The sequence below is a fragment of the Fictibacillus barbaricus genome, assembly GCF_031457135.1.
GTDB classification, from domain to species: Bacteria; Bacillota; Bacilli; order Bacillales; family Fictibacillaceae; genus Fictibacillus; species Fictibacillus barbaricus_A.
The window spans coordinates 1-17,564 of record NZ_JAVDWA010000015.1 but is presented as its reverse complement, the minus strand read 5'-3'; the positions used below and the strand labels follow the sequence as shown (position 1 = coordinate 17,564).

Below are 17,564 nucleotides of genomic sequence, written 5' to 3'. Positions count from 1 at the left end.
CCCCCTGTTAGAGTAGGACGTCGCTGAGCAAACGAGGAAGATGGATGAAAATCCATCTTCTTTTTTTGTATAGAAAAAATAAGAAATGAACCAAATAAGGCGGAAGATGATCCAGTGTATCATCTTCTTTTTTTCTGTCGATTGATGGCGGTTCGTGGGTTTCTCATGAAAAAGTGTGGGAATCAAGTTGAAAAGTGTGGGATGGCCATCAAAAAATGTGGGATTGTCAAAGTAAAGTGTGGGATTATCCCGTTCAGAGCTAAAAAGATAATAAAGAGGAGGAAGATGGATGACGATCCATCTTCTTTTTCGTATGGAGAAGTATGATTCGGCTCAAAAACGTTAAAAAATAACACCAAAGAAGGTGGAAGATGGACGATTCCATCTTCAATCATTTAAATATGGCTTAGAACATTCACGGGTTTCCTTTTGTAAAGCTTAAGGTATATTTTTAGCATGTAGCCACTGACCAAATAAGTAAGGGATTTTCTGTGCCGTTATGTTTAAAAATTGATTAATAAATGGCAGTTCCACAGATGAGTAAGTATGAAATAACTCGCTCCACCACTCGGTATCATATCTGCTGAGCATACTTAAGTTATAGAGAATCACATAATGAACCATAAGCTCGTTTAATGGCGGTAATTGCAATATTTCACGATCAATCGGGAAGTAGTAAGTCTCTTCTTCTAAATGATAACTAAGCGGAAAGCAATGATAAGGTGCGAGATCCGGATTCAGCTTAATAAGATAATGTTCGGATGGTGTGATTGTATGTTGAATGCTTAGTTTGGGATGAAGTGAATGATTAATGTACTCCATAAATCTTTCATCAGACATATGAAGAAGGTCTGCTGCCTCGTTTGATAGCGTATAGATTTGCTGATTTTCTTTATTCATTTTTATATGGTGAACGGAACCATCCATTTGTTTATATAAAGGCCCCAATTCAGGCAGCAGTTTAAGTAAATGATCCATCAGGAATTTTTCACCTTCGATGTGTTTCATGTGGAACATTTTTTCGCAAAAGTGATTGAACAATCCTGTTTTTTGAACTTTTACTTCATCCTGGAGAAACTCATAGCTTCTCTTCTTTCGTTTCCTTGTAGACAATCCATGTGCCAGAACGGAACTGGATTCAGGGTAGTCAGGATCGACAGTTAATATGCATGCTTTCATCAGTTGAATCATTCCATAAAAAAGCAGCACCGGTTTGATTTCCTGGGGAGATTGATCTGCAAGGGTATAATATTTTTTTCCGTGTTCCAAGTAGTAAATAAAGCTATAACAGTTTTCAAAGCTTTTTCCATTACTGTCTTTTATATTTCTCTTTTCATATTGGCAAGCTAAATAATGCTGCGTTTTTTGAGAGGAAAAAAACATATCAAAGCAGGACCAAATGTCATGTTGTTTCTTCACGGGCAGTTTTCCTCCTCAGATTGAAATTATTTGAAAAATCGAACATATTCTGTATTCCTTGACACTAGTTTACCCAGTTGATAATCTACAAATAATATTTTTCTGGATGATAATAAAGAAGGGGTGGTTATGGCATGTGGCAAGATAAGTTCGCTAAAGAAGGTTTAACGTTTGATGATGTGTTGTTGATTCCTGCAAAATCTTCAGTTCTTCCTAACGAGGTTTCAGTTAAGACGAGGCTGTCTGATTCCGTTCAATTAAACATTCCAATTATGAGTGCTGGTATGGATACTGTTACAGAGGCTAGTATGGCAATAGCAATAGCACGTCAAGGCGGTATGGGTGTAATTCATAAGAATATGTCTATTGAAGAGCAGGCGGAGCAGGTAGACCGTGTAAAACGATCTGAGAGTGGTGTCATTTCCAATCCTTTTTATTTACGGCCTGACCATCAGGTATTTGATGCTGAACATTTAATGGGCAAGTACCGGATCAGCGGTGTGCCGATTGTTGATGAAAACAAAAAGTTAGTAGGAATCATCACAAACCGAGATATGCGTTTTATACAGGATTACTCCATTAAAATCTCAGATGTGATGACAAAGGATAATTTAGTAACAGCATCTGTAGGGACAACATTAAAAGAAGCTGAAAAAATACTTCAGCAATATAAAATTGAGAAGCTGCCTCTAATTGACGAAGATGGGACACTTCAAGGATTAATTACGATTAAAGATATTGAAAAAGTAATCGAGTTTCCAAACTCAGCAAAAGACAAACAAGGAAGACTTCTAGCTGCAGCTGCAGTAGGCGTTACGAAAGATGCATTATTGCGTGTAGAGAAGCTTGTTGAAGCTGGAGTAGACGCAATCGTACTTGATACAGCACATGGCCATTCTGAAGGAGTTCTTCAAAAAGTAAAAGAAGTAAGAAGCCAATATCCTGAATTAACAATCATTGCAGGAAATGTCGCAACTCCAGAAGCTACACGCGACTTGATCGAAGCAGGGGCGAGTGTTGTTAAGGTCGGAATCGGCCCTGGATCGATTTGTACGACTCGAGTAGTAGCTGGTGTAGGGGTTCCGCAAGTTACAGCTGTATATGATTGTGCAACAGAAGCAAAAAAATACGGAGTACCTATCATTGCAGATGGCGGAATAAAATATTCTGGTGATATCGTTAAAGCTCTTGCAGCAGGCGGACATGCTGTTATGTTGGGAAGCATGCTTGCCGGAGTTTCTGAAAGCCCTGGGGAGCGTGAAATCTTCCAAGGACGCCAATTCAAAGTATATCGCGGAATGGGTTCTGTTGGAGCGATGGAGCGCGGCAGCAGCGACCGATATTTCCAGGAAAATAATAAAAAGCTAGTACCAGAAGGAATTGAAGGACGCGTGCCGTACAAAGGTCCGCTTGCAGACACGATTTATCAGCTCGTTGGAGGTATCCGTTCTGGAATGGGATACTGCGGTACAGCGACAATTGATGAACTTCAAAATGGTTCTAAATTTGTAAAAATTACTGGTGCAGGTCTTCGTGAAAGTCATCCGCATCAAGTACAAATTACTAAAGAAGCACCAAATTATTCGGTCTAAAGGCACATTTTTGAGACAGAGGGGCAACCTCTGTCTATTTTTTTGAAAAAGTGTATGATACAATAATTTTTGTGTTAAATGGGTTTGGAGGTGCCGTTTTGAACAGCAAGGTAAAACAATTGTTAGTGTTAACGCTCGTGTTATCATTTTTTACGACGAGCATGTTAGGTTTTTCTAAATCAGCAAGTGCAGCACCATCATTAGATGTGAAAGCTGACTCTGCTATTTTGGTCGATGGTGAAACGGGGAAAATTCTATTTCAGAAAAATGAAGATAAGATGCTCCCACCAGCAAGTATGAGTAAAATGATGACCGAATACTTATTGTTAGAAGCGATTAAAAAGGACAAGATTTCGTGGGATCAAAAAACGCGTATCTCTGAATATGCTCATAAAATCTCTCAAGACCGAGGACTTTCTAACGTTCCATTAAGAATAGACGAGCAGTATAATGTTCGTGAATTATATCAAGCAATGGCGATTTATTCTGCAAATGGTGCGACGATTGCATTAGCAGAAATGGTTGCAGGTTCTGAAGCTGAGTTTGTTAAGAAAATGAACGCAAAAGCGAAAGAATTAGGAATGAAGGATTATCATTTCGTAAATGCTACAGGATTGAACAACAAAGATCTAAAAGGATTCGATGAAACTGGCGGCCCATCTGAAGAAAATATGATGAGTGCCCGTTCAGTAGCAATTCTTGCTTTCCGTTTAATCAATGATTATCCTGAAGTACTAAAAACAACTAGTATTCCTAAAGCTGTTTTCCGTGACGGTACAGACGATAAAACGAATATGCCAAACTGGAACTGGATGCTTCCTACTCTTGTATACGGGTATGAAGGGGTAGACGGATTAAAAACAGGTTCAACTGATTTGGCCGGCTTTTCATTTACAGGAACGATTAAAAGAAACAACACACGTCTCATCTCTGTTGTTATGAAAACAAACAGCTATGAAGCCCGTTTTGAAGAAACAAAAAAATTATTCGACTTTGGATTTGCGAACTTCGAAAAAGCAGATATTCTTCCTGCAAATCATCAAATCAAAGGCGATAAAACAATCCCCGTTGTAAAAGGGAAAGAAAAAGAAGTTAAAGTCGCAACAAAAGAGCCGCTTTCACTTATTATCAAACGTGGTGAGCAAGAGAACTACAAACCTGAATTTGTAGTGGACAAGAAAAAGTTGAATGAAGATGGCAAATTAACTGCTCCTTTGAAAAAAGGTGAAGTTGTAGGTCATGTAAATATTCAATATAAAGGCAAAGGTGAGGACTACGGTTACTTACTGAATAATGATACAAAAGGAAAAACAGAAGTCGTTACGAAAGAATCAGTTGAAAAAGCAAATTGGTTTGTGCTTGGTCTACGTGGAGTAGGAGGCTTTTTTGCTGGCATCTGGTCTGGTACGGTGGACATGGTAAAAGGTTTATTCTAAACAACTAGTGAGGCTGTCTTAAAGTCATATGATCTGACTTTTAAAGGCAGCCTCTATTTTTTTGCTATAGCAAAGTTAGTATACCGACTCTCTGGCACAACTTCTTAGAAAATTCTGTGGTCTTGCGCTTTTTATGATTTACGCTAAAATAGATGTGAATACTATCTTTAATGTAAAAAAACCGAATTTTTTGGAAATAGCACATATACTCAGGGGGTAGTGAATCATGTTAAAAACAGGAACGGATCGTGTAAAAAGAGGAATGGCAGAAATGCAAAAAGGCGGCGTCATCATGGACGTTATCAACGCAGAGCAAGCGAAAATTGCTGAAGCATCTGGTGCTGTAGCAGTAATGGCACTTGAGCGTGTACCTTCAGATATTCGTGCAGCAGGCGGCGTAGCTAGAATGGCTGATCCTACTATCGTAGAAGAAGTTCTTAATGCAGTGTCTATTCCTGTAATGGCAAAAGCGCGTATTGGACATATCGTTGAGGCACGCGTGCTTGAAGCTATGGGTGTTGACTACATCGATGAAAGTGAAGTACTAACACCAGCTGATGAAGTATTCCATTTAAATAAAAGTGATTACACAGTACCCTTTGTGTGTGGAGCCCGTGATCTAGGGGAAGCATCACGCCGTATCGGTGAAGGAGCTTCTATGCTTCGTACAAAAGGTGAGCCGGGAACTGGAAACATCGTTGAAGCGGTACGCCACATGCGTATGATTCAAGGTCAAATCCGTAAAGTCGTTGCAATGAGTGAAGATGAATTGATGACAGAAGCAAAGAACTTAGGTGCTCCATATGAAGTTCTGCTTCAAATCAAAAAAGCAGGCAAGCTTCCTGTTGTTAACTTTGCAGCAGGCGGAGTAGCTACACCGGCAGATGCAGCATTAATGATGCAGCTTGGAGCCGACGGTGTATTCGTTGGTTCGGGTATTTTTAAATCTGACAACCCTGAAAAATTTGCTCGCGCGATTGTTGAAGCAACTACTCATTATCAAGATTATAAACTGATTGCTGAGGTTTCAAAAAATCTTGGTATCGCAATGAAAGGCATCGATATCTCTACATTAGCTCCAGGTGAGCGTATGCAGGAGCGAGGCTGGTAATTTCATGCTGAAAATCGGAGTATTAGCTTTACAAGGTGCAGTAAGAGAGCATATCCACGCTATCGAGTCATGCGGTGCAGAAGCAGTTGCCGTTAAGCGCGTTGAAGAGTTAGCTGATCTTGACGGTCTTGTTATACCAGGCGGCGAGAGTACAGCAATGAGACGTTTGATTGATAAATACGAATTTCTTCAGCCATTAAAAGATTTTGCAGAACAAAAACCTGTTTTTGGTACTTGTGCTGGATTAATCTTAATGGCGAAAAGAATTCAAGGTCAGGATTCGGCTCACTTAGAGTTGATCGACATGACGGTTGAACGAAATGCTTTTGGCCGCCAAGTAGACAGCTTTGAAGCTGATCTAATGATTCATAGTGTCGGTGAAGATTATACGGGTGTTTTCATTAGAGCGCCTTTCATCGTAGAAGTTGGGCCAGAAGTAGAGATCCTTTCCAAGCATAATGACCGGATAGTAGCAGCGAAACAAGGACATTTCTTGTGTGCCGCTTTCCATCCGGAACTTACGGATGATTATCGTTTGCATCAATTTTTTGTAAAAATGGTACAATCCGCTAAAGAAGTAGTTGCATAAAATAAGAAAATGCTGTACATTACTATAAAATCATAATAAAAAATCAATGACAGGAATTAGTAGCAAAAATAGCTTTGTTTTAGAGAGTCGGTGGCTGGTGAAAACCGATACAGGCATTTTGTGAATCCATCCTCGAGTGAAGAGCCGAAATGTGAAGTAAGCTTTTCCGGTGAAGAACCGTTACGTTTTATAATCAAGCCGGCAATAGGCAATTGTTTGTTCTATTGCAATCAGGGTGGCAACGCGGGTAAACTCTCGTCCCTATTTCTAATTATCTTAGAAATAGCGGGCGGGAGTTTTTTTGATTTCTGCTCATTTCTAAAAGTTGTTGCTAGTGTCATTTTCGAAACCTCATTCAAAAGCAACAATGTATACGAAAACAGCTTTGATTTTTTTATAACCAAAAGGAGGAATACAACATGTTAGATTTAAAATTTGTTCGAGCTAATTTTGAAGAAGTAAAAAAGAAACTGGCTGCACGCGGGGAAGACTTGTCTGGACTTGATCAATTTGAAGCGTTAGATACGCGCCGCCGTGAACTGATCGGTGATTCCGAAGCGTTGAAATCTAAGCGTAATGAAGTTTCTAAACAAGTTGCAGAATTTAAACGTGAAAAGAAAGACTCTGATCATTTAATAACTGAGATGCGTGAAGTTGGAGACAAAATTAAAACGATTGATGACGAACTTCGCCAGGTGGAAGAAGATCTTCACGGAATTATGCTTACTTTGCCTAACATACCGCATGAAAGTGTACCGGTTGGTGAAACAGAAGATGACAACGTCCCTGTCCGTCACTGGGGTGAGGTGCCTGAATTCGCATTTGAACCAAAAGCCCACTGGGATATCGCAACTGACCTTGACATCGTTGATTTTGAGCGCGGAGCAAAGGTAACTGGAAGCCGATTCGCTTTTTACAAAGGACTTGGGGCACGTTTAGAACGAGCGCTTATTAACTTCATGATGGACCTGCACGAAGACGAACATGGTTATACAGAAGTCCTTCCTCCATACATGGTTAATCGCCAGAGCATGACGGGAACGGGGCAGCTTCCTAAGTTTGAAGAAGACGCATTTAAGATTCGTGAAGAAGATTACTTCTTGATCCCTACATCAGAAGTACCGGTAACAAACATGCACCGTGATGAAATTCTAACAGGCGATGAACTGCCGATCACATATGCAGCGTACAGCGCGTGTTTCCGTTCTGAAGCTGGATCTGCAGGCCGTGATACACGAGGATTGATTCGTCAGCACCAATTCAACAAAGTAGAGCTTGTTCGTTTTGTAAAGCCTGAAGATTCTTATGAAGAGTTGGAGAAGCTTACTGGTCATGCAGAGAAAGTGCTTCAGCTGCTAAACCTTCCATACCGAGTACTAAGCATGTGTACAGCTGATCTTGGCTTTACAGCTGCAAAGAAATACGACATTGAAGTTTACATTCCGAGCTATGGTGCATACCGTGAAATTTCTTCTTGTTCTAATTTTGAAGATTTCCAGGCACGCCGTGCACAAATTCGTTTCCGCAGAGAGCCTAAGGGGAAGCCAGAGTTGGTTCATACATTAAACGGATCTGGTTTGGCAATCGGACGTACAGTAGCGGCTATATTAGAGAACTACCAGCAGGAAGACGGTTCTGTTATCATTCCTGAAGTCTTGCGTCCATACATGGGCAATAAAGAGGTAATAAAATAATTTAAAAAGAGAGGAATTTCCCTCTCTTTTTTTTATAAATAATGTTGACACTAAAAAGTGAATCATGTTAATATAGTTCTTGTCAGTCACACGGAGGTATACCCAAGTCCGGCTGAAGGGATCGGTCTTGAAAACCGACAGGGGTTTAACGACCCGCGGGGGTTCGAATCCCTCTACCTCCTCCATATACATATTCAACCCACTTGATCAATTTGATTGAGTGGGTTTTTTGTTGTTTGTTCATTGATAAGCGGCGAATCTCTTTGTCAGCTGTGTTTCTGCGGTACTTGCGTATTTACTGTGCTCCTGCAGTTACTCGCGTCGGAGGTGAATGGTTTCTTAGCACTCATTTGTAAAAATAGACGATGTGCTTCGCATCAAGCTGTCAATTTTACAACAACTAATGAAAGCGTTTACACTTTAAAGTGATAAAAATTTATATTGACAGAACTTTCCGTATGGTAGTATGATGACAATTAATTAATTGAATATTCAACACTTATTAAGAGAGACCGAGGGATCAGGCCCTATGACGTCCAGCAACCTCCGTATGGAACGGTGCTACTTCCTGCAGAATGCGTGACATTCTGGAAGATAAGTCGATTGCATTTATATTCGCCCTCTTCCAGTTGTGAAGAGGGCTTTTTGATGTTTAAAGGGGGAGTAAAGATGATAGAGGTTCGTAATGTGACAAAAATCTATTCCGCTAAAGGGAAAGAGATAGTCGGGGTGAAGGATGTCTCATTAACAGTCCAAAAGGGCGAGATATTTGGAATTGTAGGCTACAGCGGTGCCGGAAAAAGTTCACTTCTGCGCTGTTTAAATTTATTGGAGAAACCAACTTCAGGCGAGATTTTAATTGATGGAGTTTCAATAACAGAATTAGATAAAAAAAGCCTTCGCAAAGAACGGTTAAAGATTGGAATGATCTTTCAGCATTTTCACTTAGTAAGTGCAAAAACAGTTTTTGAAAATGTTGCATTTGCATTAAAAGCAGCCAATAAATCGAAGGATGAAATTAAGCAAAAGACAATAGAGTTATTAAAACTTGTCGGATTAGAAAGCCAGAGTGAGCAGTATCCTTCACAGTTAAGCGGGGGACAAAAGCAGCGGGTTGGAATCGCAAGGGCTCTAGCGAATGACCCAAAAGTTTTGCTTTGTGATGAAGCTACGTCTGCACTTGATCCGAGCACGACAAAATCCATTTTAAACCTTTTAAAATCAATCAATAAAAAGCTGGGTATCACGATCGTGCTTATCACACATGAAATGGAGGTGGTGAAAGATATTTGCCACCGCATGGCAGTCATGCAGGACGGAGAAATTATTGAACTTGGAAACGTCTATGATATCTTTGCACACCCGAAAGAAGAGCTGACTAAAACATTTATAGGCGGTGTGCTGCAAATGAATTTACCTGAGCAGCTATTAGCAGGTAGAAAGGGAGTTGTGATCAAAATCCATTTCAAAGGAGCTGTGGCGGAAGAAGCGATCGTTTCTGAACTGTTTCAAAACTTTAACCTTAAAGGCAATATTCTGCACGGCAAGATCGAATATATTCAAGAAACTCCGCTTGGCATCTTTATAATGGAGCTGATCGGGGATGCATCTGAAATTGAGAAAGCCATTTCTTACATAACGGCTAAATTAGACAGCTTGGAGGTGGTGAAACATGCTGCTTGATTCTATAACTTCAATACTCCCAGACTTAAACAAGGCTTTTTTTGAAACGACATATATGGTCGCCATCTCGTTAACCATTTCTTTGTTGGCAGGGCTGCCGCTTGGTGTCATTTTATTCGTAACAGACCGAGGATTACTATTTGAGAACTTATACATCAAACATGCAGCGGGATTGCTCGTGAACTTGATTCGTTCTGTTCCATTCATCATTTTGCTCGTGGCGCTGCTCCCGTTGACTCAATTCATTACAGGAACAACGATAGGACCAAAAGCGGCTTCCGTGTCGTTGTCCGTAGCGGCCATTCCTTTTTTTGCACGTTTAATCGAATCTTCTTTACGCGAGATAGATAAGGGCGTCATCGAAGCGGCCATTGCAGTGGGTGCATCACCATGGATGATTATTCGGGAGGTGCTGCTGCCTGAAGCAAAGCCTGGAATCGTTCAGGCCATCACGATTACAGCCATCAGTTTAATCGGTTACTCAGCAATGGCTGGTATCGTTGGCGGCGGCGGGATCGGGGACTTTGCCATTCGATTCGGCTACTACCGCTATGACAATACGATCATGATCACGACAGTCCTGTTATTAATCATAATCGTTCAACTGCTCCAGCTTCTTGGTGATCAATTAGCACGTAAAGTAAATAAAAGATAAGAGGAGAAACCTTACATGAAAAAATTAATATTTACACTTCTAACTGCACTATTCTTTTTAGCGTTAACTGCTTGTTCCTCAACCGATTCAAAGGAAAAGCAAATCACGATTGGAGCCACAGCAGGACCCTATTCAGATATGGTAAATAAAGCAATCAAACCATTGCTTGAGAAAAAGGGATATAAAGTAAAAGTCGTTGAGTTTAGTGATTACATTCAGCCAAATCTTGCATTATCAAAAGGAGATTTGGATGCGAACCTTTTTCAGCACAAAGTGTATATGGAGAACTTTGCTAAAGAAAAGAACTTGAAACTATCTGAGGTCATTATCGTTCCCACTGCACCTATGGGGTTGTATTCTGATAAATTTAAATCTCTGGATGATATTAAAGAAGGAAGCACGCTGGCGATTCCAAATGACCCAGTAAATCTTGCCCGTACATTGATCATGCTTCAAGATGCAGGTCTTATTACGATAAAAGATAATGTCAACCAGCTTACGGCTTCTGAAAAGGATGTAAAAGAAAATCCGAAAAAACTTAATTTCAAACCATTAGAGGCAGCACAGCTTCCAAGGGCTGTCCAAAGTGCTGATATTGCAGCCGTTCCAGGAAACTTCGCACTGGCAGCAAAAATGGATCTGCTTGATGCCATTCAACTCGAAAAGATGCCTGATTTGTACCGAAACCGTGTTGTGGTAAATACGAAAGATGTTAAATCGCAGTTTGCTAAAGATCTAAAGGAAGTTGTGGAATCTAAAGCATTTGAAGAAGAAATCGATAAAGATTTTAAAGGCTTTGGGAAACCAGAATGGATGAAGAAATAAATAAGAAAGCCCCGGTTCACTACAAGTGAATACCGGGGCTTTTATCATAAGCGAACTTCTCGTTTCGCTTCAATTTTTTGCGCGATTTTTTCAACAATATGGTCGATTGATTCAGGGTTTTTACGAAGATCATAATCATTTATATTCACTCGTAGCACGGGGCATGAATTAAACGATGCAATCCATTTTTCATAACGGTCGTACATTTCTTCCCAATAGGAAACAGGTGTTTCTTGTTCCATTTTGCGGCCGCGGTGCTGAATACGGCCTAATATATCATCCAATGACCCCTCTAAATAGATTAAGCAGTCTGGCTGAGGGAAGTAAGGTGTCATCACCATGGCTTCAAATAGGCGGGTATATGTATCATAATCCACCTCAGACATGTTTTCTTTGTCGTAGTGCATACGTGCAAAGATTCCTGTGTCTTCATAAATGGAGCGATCTTGGACGAATCCGCCGCCATAATCAAACATTCTTTTTTGCTCTTTAAAACGTTCTGCTAAAAAGAAAATTTGAAGGTGAAAACTCCATCTTTTAAAATCATGATAGAAATCCTCTAAGTATGGGTTATTATCGACTTTCTCCATAGAGGTGCGAAAGTTTAATTTTTTTGCAAGAGCATTGGTCAAAGTTGACTTACCAGCACCAACCATCCCTGCAACAGTGATTACAGCATCGTTCGGTATTCCGAATTGCTTATTGTTCATTTTGCAACTTCTCCTTTTTTCAAAGTTGCATCTATTAAGGAAAAGATTTTCTCTTTATCCGTTTCATACGCAACAAAATCAATGTCATCTCCGTTAAAAGTCAGCACAGGTATTTCCGGATGCTGTTTTTTAAATGCGGACATGAATGTATCGTAATCTGCAGCAAGCTGTTCTAAGTAAGCAGGATCCATATTTTGTTCGATAAACCTTCCGCGCTGTTTCACGCGTTTAAGCAATGTATCGAGGCTTGCGTTCATATATATAATCATATTTGGTACGGGCATGTCTTCTGTTAAAATATCGAAACATTGCATGTATTTATGGTGATGTCGATCCTTTAATGTGCGTCCCGCAAAGATACGGTTCTTGAAAATATGGTAATCGGAAACAACAGGAACTTGTTTGGATAAGTACTGATCTTGAATTTCTTCAAGCTGTTTATACCTATTGCAAAGAAAAAACATCTCGGTTTGAAAACTCCACTCGTCAATGTTGTCGTAAAATTTTCCGAGAAAAGGATTCTCTTCAACGATTTCCTTCAATAATTGAAATTCATAGTGCTCCGCTATTGCTTTTGCAAGTGATGTTTTACCTACGCCGATCGGCCCTTCAACTGCGATAAAGGGGGTTGAATTCATCTTCCCTTTTCCTCCCTTTCTATTAACAAAACGAAAAATTACAGACAAAGAATATTGTAGCATAGGATTGGAAAAGGTGGATAGTTAATATATTGTTCTTTGTTTGTTTTCTTTAGTTTTTCCAATAATAGCTGACAAGTCCAATTCTTCACTCGGACTGGTTGTTGCTGATAACGTTTTTTCCATTAAGAGCAATGCTCTTTCATTATCTTCATCAATATTTGATGCGATACAATCAGAGGGTGTGTAAAGTGAATAATCTCTCATATAAGCATCATTTGCTGTAAAAAGTACACAAATGTTACCGGCAACACCGCATAATATTAAGGTTTCGACTCCGAGTTCGTTTAATAAAGAAGATAACGGAGTGGAGAAGAAGCCAGAGTGCTTTGGTTTAACAACAAAATAATCGTCATCTTCTGGTTTCAGTGTCTTTACCAAGTGACTCCCTGCTTGTTTGGAGCAATATTCCACTAATTTTTGTTTGTCTGACTGCCATTGTCCAAAATTATCATTTACATAGATGACCGGAATCCCTTTTTCTTTGCATCGTATTTTTAAATCTTTAATTTTATCGGTAATTCGTGCAAAGGTTTTGAGCAGTAATGGAGCTTCTTCAAATTTAAAGTCATTAATTACGTCTATAATAAGCATAGCGACAGGAATTTTGTTTTTATGATTTGCCACAAGACCCACGTCCTTTTTTCATTCAGTTATTCCTCCCTTTATTATTAACAAAACCTTTTGTATAATCTCTATCATTACTAACTTTGGAGCGGAAAATATGGAACAATTAGAAAAAGATGAGTTTTATATGGAGTTAGCTTTAAAAGAAGCGCAAAAAGCAGCAGATATCGGTGAAGTGCCGATCGGTGCCGTCTTAGTAAAAGACGATCAAGTGATTGCAAGAGCGCACAACTTGCGTGAGGTTGAAAAAAGAGCCATTGCTCACGCAGAAATTCTGGCGATTGATGAAGCATGTAAAGCAATCGGCGCATGGAGGCTGGAAGGAACTTCACTTTACGTTACACTCGAACCTTGTGCGATGTGTGCAGGAGCGATTGTACTATCAAGAGTGGAGCGGGTTGTTTATGGTGCAAAAGATCCAAAAGGCGGCTGTGCCGGAACATTGATGAATTTATTAGAAGAAGATCGTTTTAACCATCAATGTGAAGTCGTTTCCGGAATCAAAGAGGAAGTGTGCAAGGAGATTCTTTCAAGTTTTTTTAAAGAATTGCGCAGCAGAAAAAGGAAGGAAAAGGAAGCTGGCGAAACATCGGAATAAGGGCTTGTACGGTTGCTTTTTTATGGAGAGCATAGTATACTAAATTTTGCACATTTGATTGTGCATCTAACATTGTTATACACTTTGTCGCGCTAGGTGGGGAGGTAGCGGTGCCCTGTACTCGCAATCCGCTGTAGCGAGACTGAACTCCTCTCCTCGGTTAGTTCAACGTATGGTCTGACGGACGTAAGTGGTGTTGAGGTCCGGGTCCTGCGCAACGGAGACCCATGAACCCTGTCAGGTCCGGAAGGAAGCAGCAGTAAGTGGACTCCTTCGTGTGCCGTGGGGCAACCTGGGCTGAGCTAACTGCGTTTGTACGCATAGGTTGACTACTCCAAAGAGAGGTGCGCGGCATTCTTATATAATAAACAATCACTCATCCTTTTCTAAAGGGTGAGTTTTTTGTAATGTTTAAGTATAATAAAGAAGGACGAAATTGTGAGTAAAGGGAGGCAAAGGGATGAGTTATCAGGCACTCTACCGTGTATGGAGACCACAAAGCTTTAGAGATATGGTCGGGCAAGAACATATCACCAAAACGATACAAAATGCCCTGATGCAGGACAAGCTTTCCCATGCCTACCTGTTTTCAGGACCACGAGGAACGGGGAAAACAAGTGCGGCAAAAATTATTGCTAAAGCAGTGAACTGTGAGAAAGCGCCAGTTTCTGAGCCTTGTAATGAATGTGATGCGTGCCGCGGCATAACAAATGGAACCATTTCAGATGTGCTTGAAATCGATGCGGCGTCTAACACAGGTGTCGATGACATACGTGATATCCGCGATAAAGTAAAATTTGCTCCATCATCAGTAAAGTACAAAGTCTATATTATTGACGAAGTACATATGCTATCAACCGGAGCGTTCAATGCACTGTTAAAAACACTCGAAGAACCACCAAGTCATGTCATATTTATTTTAGCGACAACTGAATCACATAAGATTCCTGCTACGATCGTGTCCCGATGTCAGCGATTTGATTTTAAACGGATTACATCAAGTTCAATGATCGGCAGAATGAAAGAAATCGTAGATGCGAACGGGACAGAAGTTGAAGATGAAGCATTGCAATTATTAGCCCGCGCTGCAGAAGGCGGCATGCGTGATGCCCTCAGCCTGCTCGATCAGGCTATTTCATACAGCGATGAAATAGTAAGAGTAGAAGATGTGCTTTCGGTAACCGGATCAGCTTCTCAAAAGCACCTTTCAGACATGGCAGAAGCCTTTGTAGAAAAAAACGTATCAAAAGCATTAAACATTACTTCCAACCTTTTGCACGAAGGAAAAGATCCAGTCAGGTTCTTAGGAGATCTGATTTATTATTACCGTGACATGCTTCTGTACAAAGCGGCTCCTCAATTAGAAGAACTTCTAGAAAGAGTCGCAACCGATGAAACGTTTGATAAATTGGCTAATTCAACCGAAACAGATAGTATTTATTCGATTATCAGCCAGCTCAATCAGGCACAGCAAGAAATGAAATGGACGAATCATCCAAGAATCTTCTTAGAAACAACGTTTATTAAAATTTGCTATCAAAAACAAGAAGCAGTTTCAGGTAAACAGGAAAGTGCTTCTGCTGAACCTCTTTTGAAAAGAATTGAACAGCTGGAACAAGAAATCTCTAAAATGAAACAAGGCGGTTATAGCCAGTCAGGCTCTGCTTCTACTTCTGACGAAGAAAAACCAAAAGAAAAAAGGATCATTCGCAGCGGTGGAGCGTCTAACACTCAAGTAAAAGAGATGCTAAAAAAAGCAAAGAAACCAAACCTTGTTGAACTTAAGGGGATGTGGGGCGAAATTCTGGATAAGATTCGTTCCGAAAAAGTCAGTGCATATGCTCTATTGTCTGGAGCAGAGCCGGCTGCCTGCTCGGATCAAGTATTTCTGCTTTCATTTCAGCATGAAATTCACCGTCAAATGGCTTCACAAGAAAACAACCGAAGCTATGTTGAAGAAGCAGTTTATAGTACAATAGGAAAGAACCTATCTATGCTGTCCATTTTAAATACGGACTGGCAAAAAATAAGAGCTGAATTCATTAAAGAACAACAGCAAGACCAGCCTTCTTCTGAAGAAGCAGAAAAAGAAGAAGATCCTCTGATCGCAGAAGCAATCAAGCTGGTTGGCGATGAATTAATCGAGATAAAAGAAGAAAATGAAAACGAATAGGGAGGAATTGTAAGATGATGAAGGGTAATATGAACAATATGATGAAGCAAATGCAAAAAATGCAGCGTGATATGGCAAAAGCACAAGAGGAATTAAAAGATAAAATGGTCGAAGGTACAGCTGGCGGAGGTATGGTAACAGTTAAAGCGAACGGCCACAAGGAAATCGTTGATATTGTTATTAAAGAGGAAGTTGTAGATCCGGACGATATTGATATGCTGCAAGATCTTGTTTTAGCGGCTACGAACGATGCGCTTAAAAAAGTAGACGAGATGGTTTCACAAGATATGGGCAAATTCACTAAAGGGATGAACATTCCTGGTTTATTCTAGGAAGTAATCTATGCATTATCCCGAACCGATATCTAAGCTGATCGAAAGCTTTATGAAATTGCCGGGCATCGGACCGAAAACGGCGGTTCGCCTGGCATTTTTCGTATTGGAAATGAAAGAAGATGACGTACTGGATTTTGGCCGTGCATTAGTAAATGCAAAACGTCAGCTTATCTATTGTTCCACTTGCTTTCATATTACTGACCGTGATCCTTGTATGATTTGTGATGACTCCAGCAGAGACCGTTCGACCCTCTGTGTCGTCCATGATTCAAAAGACGTCATTGCTATGGAAAAAATGAAAGATTACCGAGGTCTATATCATGTTCTTCATGGCGCAATCTCTCCTATGGATGGAGTCGGCCCAGAAGACATAAAAATTGCCGAACTCTTAAAACGTTTAACCGATGAAGGAGTTCAAGAAGTGATTATGGCGACAGACCCTAATATAGAAGGAGAAGCAACGGCGATGTATATCGCACGGCTTCTAAAACCGACGGGTATTAAGATTACCCGTATTGCACATGGCCTTCCTGTAGGCGGAGACTTAGAATATGCGGATGAAGTTACGCTATCAAAAGCGCTTGAAGGAAGAAGAGAAATTTAACTAAAGGGGTTTGCTACATGTTTTTTTCCCGAAAAGGGCGCTTGAAGCGGTCCGGAGATCAACAGTTGCTCCAAAGTCTTGATGAATTGAAGTCTGATTGGATGCATCAAAAAGGAATTGTAGAACGAAGTGTTGAACCATCAGAAGAAGTGCTTTTTAAACTCCAATTAGCAGAATCAAAATATTTCTTCTTATTAAAAGAAGCAAAAAAACGAAAAGTAACGACTAGCAGATTAAAATAGCTGCTGGTCTTTTTTTTGGACAACTCCCATACAATAGGAATAAGAATCTTCATAATTGCAGGGAGGTATTATTTTTTAATGGAGCCTATAACTGTTATTTCAATACTAGGAACCCTTATTTTTATTCTATTACTTGTAGGTGCTCCAATGAGACCGGTAAGGTGGATCGGTTTTGCGGCTACCCGTTTTTGCATAGGGGCATTGCTGCTCTTTTTGTTAAATGCGATCGGGAATTCATATGACATCCATATTCCAATCAACACATTTACTGCATTAATCTCAGGGATAGCGGGTCTGCCGGGTATAGCATCTCTAGTAGCAATTGAATTCTTTATACTTAAATAAGGGGATAACTAAAGGTACAAAGGCCTCAGTATTCGTAAGCCTTTGTACCTTTTTGCTATGTTAAGCAAAATATTTCAAAATAACGATTGACACTTAAAACAGGGCGTGATATATTATTTAAGTCGCTAAGACAAGCGGCAAACAAGTTCTTTGAAAACTGAACAAAAGAAATAGGTAAGGAATTAAGAATTAATTCCGTCAGTTTTAAAAACGAGCAAGACAAACACT

18 protein-coding genes, 1 tRNA gene, 1 other RNA gene, 1 riboswitch and 1 other annotated feature are annotated in these 17,564 nt (G+C 40.1%); of the genes, 16 read left to right on the top strand and 4 right to left on the bottom strand.

Going from position 1 to position 17,564, the window contains the following annotated elements; translation table 11 throughout:
* Positions 1-438: 438 nt before the first annotated feature.
* Positions 439-1,383 (bottom strand): YaaC family protein, encoded by a 945-nt coding sequence (locus tag J2X07_RS19825; protein ID WP_310262940.1) that lies wholly within the window; start codon positions 1,381-1,383, stop codon positions 439-441.
* A 170-nt stretch (positions 1,384-1,553) separates the two neighbouring features.
* Here J2X07_RS19825 and guaB point away from each other — a divergent pair, with 170 nt between their 5' ends.
* The 9 genes from guaB to J2X07_RS19780 all read left to right on the top strand — a co-directional run bounded on the left by guaB (position 1,554) and on the right by J2X07_RS19780 (position 11,004).
* Positions 1,554-3,011 carry an IMP dehydrogenase gene (gene guaB / locus J2X07_RS19820; protein WP_310262929.1) on the top strand — a complete coding sequence of 486 codons (1,458 nt, stop codon included), beginning with the start codon at positions 1,554-1,556 and terminating at the stop codon, positions 3,009-3,011.
* 161 nt (positions 3,012-3,172) lie between these two features.
* Positions 3,173-4,447, top strand: coding sequence for a D-alanyl-D-alanine carboxypeptidase family protein (locus tag J2X07_RS19815; RefSeq protein ID WP_310262936.1), 1,275 nt, complete (start codon positions 3,173-3,175; stop codon positions 4,445-4,447).
* 226 nt (positions 4,448-4,673) lie between these two features.
* A complete protein-coding gene (pdxS, locus tag J2X07_RS19810; RefSeq protein ID WP_310262926.1) occupies positions 4,674-5,558 on the top strand; it encodes a pyridoxal 5'-phosphate synthase lyase subunit PdxS in 885 nt (294 codons plus the stop codon).
* Positions 5,559-5,562: 4 nt separating this feature from the next.
* On the top strand, positions 5,563-6,147 hold the full coding sequence (gene pdxT / locus J2X07_RS19805; RefSeq protein ID WP_310262923.1) for a pyridoxal 5'-phosphate synthase glutaminase subunit PdxT: 585 nt from the start codon (positions 5,563-5,565) through the stop codon (positions 6,145-6,147).
* A 37-nt stretch (positions 6,148-6,184) separates the two neighbouring features.
* Positions 6,185-6,413: a binding site (T-box leader), on the top strand.
* Positions 6,414-6,566: 153 nt separating this feature from the next.
* A complete protein-coding gene (serS, locus tag J2X07_RS19800) occupies positions 6,567-7,841 on the top strand; it encodes a serine--tRNA ligase (protein ID WP_310262921.1) in 1,275 nt (424 codons plus the stop codon).
* Between the two features lie 92 nt (positions 7,842-7,933).
* Positions 7,934-8,026, top strand: a tRNA-Ser gene (locus tag J2X07_RS19795).
* Positions 8,027-8,337: 311 nt separating this feature from the next.
* Positions 8,338-8,442: riboswitch (SAM riboswitch) on the top strand.
* A gap of 68 nt (positions 8,443-8,510) precedes the next feature.
* Entirely contained in the window at positions 8,511-9,524 is a 1,014-nt protein-coding gene (locus tag J2X07_RS19790; RefSeq protein ID WP_310262918.1) for a methionine ABC transporter ATP-binding protein, read from the top strand.
* Positions 9,514-10,179 carry a methionine ABC transporter permease gene (locus J2X07_RS19785; RefSeq protein WP_310262915.1) on the top strand — a complete coding sequence of 222 codons (666 nt, stop codon included), beginning with the start codon at positions 9,514-9,516 and terminating at the stop codon, positions 10,177-10,179. The genes J2X07_RS19790 and J2X07_RS19785 overlap by 11 nt, the downstream gene beginning before the upstream one ends.
* 15 nt (positions 10,180-10,194) lie before the next feature.
* Positions 10,195-11,004 (top strand): MetQ/NlpA family ABC transporter substrate-binding protein, encoded by an 810-nt coding sequence (locus tag J2X07_RS19780; RefSeq protein ID WP_310262912.1) that lies wholly within the window; start codon positions 10,195-10,197, stop codon positions 11,002-11,004.
* A 44-nt stretch (positions 11,005-11,048) separates the two neighbouring features.
* On the opposite strand, the gene J2X07_RS19775 is transcribed toward J2X07_RS19780, so the two are convergent.
* The 3 genes from J2X07_RS19775 to J2X07_RS19765 all read right to left on the bottom strand — a co-directional run bounded on the left by J2X07_RS19775 (position 11,049) and on the right by J2X07_RS19765 (position 13,006).
* Entirely contained in the window at positions 11,049-11,714 is a 666-nt protein-coding gene (locus J2X07_RS19775; RefSeq protein ID WP_310262909.1) for a deoxynucleoside kinase, read from the bottom strand.
* On the bottom strand, positions 11,711-12,352 hold the full coding sequence (locus J2X07_RS19770) for a deoxynucleoside kinase (RefSeq protein WP_310262907.1): 642 nt from the start codon (positions 12,350-12,352) through the stop codon (positions 11,711-11,713). The genes J2X07_RS19775 and J2X07_RS19770 overlap by 4 nt, the downstream gene beginning before the upstream one ends.
* Positions 12,353-12,436: 84 nt before the next feature.
* Positions 12,437-13,006 (bottom strand): isochorismatase family cysteine hydrolase, encoded by a 570-nt coding sequence (locus J2X07_RS19765; RefSeq protein WP_310262933.1) that lies wholly within the window; start codon positions 13,004-13,006, stop codon positions 12,437-12,439.
* Between the two features lie 130 nt (positions 13,007-13,136).
* On the opposite strand from J2X07_RS19765, the gene tadA reads away from it, so the two are divergent.
* The 7 genes from tadA to J2X07_RS19730 all read left to right on the top strand — a co-directional run bounded on the left by tadA (position 13,137) and on the right by J2X07_RS19730 (position 17,336).
* A complete protein-coding gene (tadA, locus tag J2X07_RS19760; RefSeq protein ID WP_310262904.1) occupies positions 13,137-13,637 on the top strand; it encodes a tRNA adenosine(34) deaminase TadA in 501 nt (166 codons plus the stop codon).
* Between the two features lie 87 nt (positions 13,638-13,724).
* Positions 13,725-13,989: signal recognition particle sRNA large type (gene ffs, locus J2X07_RS19755), an RNA gene on the top strand.
* Positions 13,990-14,097: 108 nt separating this feature from the next.
* A complete protein-coding gene (dnaX, locus tag J2X07_RS19750; protein ID WP_310262901.1) occupies positions 14,098-15,810 on the top strand; it encodes a DNA polymerase III subunit gamma/tau in 1,713 nt (570 codons plus the stop codon).
* A gap of 14 nt (positions 15,811-15,824) precedes the next feature.
* Positions 15,825-16,142 (top strand): YbaB/EbfC family nucleoid-associated protein, encoded by a 318-nt coding sequence (locus tag J2X07_RS19745; protein ID WP_396194717.1) that lies wholly within the window; start codon positions 15,825-15,827, stop codon positions 16,140-16,142.
* 10 nt (positions 16,143-16,152) lie between these two features.
* The gene (recR, locus tag J2X07_RS19740; RefSeq protein ID WP_310262898.1) at positions 16,153-16,749 is read left to right on the top strand and encodes a recombination mediator RecR; all 597 of its coding nucleotides are present in this window, start codon (positions 16,153-16,155) and stop codon (positions 16,747-16,749) included.
* Positions 16,750-16,766: 17 nt separating this feature from the next.
* Positions 16,767-16,991, top strand: coding sequence for a YaaL family protein (locus tag J2X07_RS19735; protein WP_310262895.1), 225 nt, complete (start codon positions 16,767-16,769; stop codon positions 16,989-16,991).
* Positions 16,992-17,069: 78 nt separating this feature from the next.
* Positions 17,070-17,336, top strand: a complete 267-nt coding sequence (locus J2X07_RS19730) for a pro-sigmaK processing inhibitor BofA family protein (RefSeq protein WP_310262892.1) — start codon at positions 17,070-17,072, stop codon at positions 17,334-17,336.
* Positions 17,337-17,564: the final 228 nt, after the last annotated feature.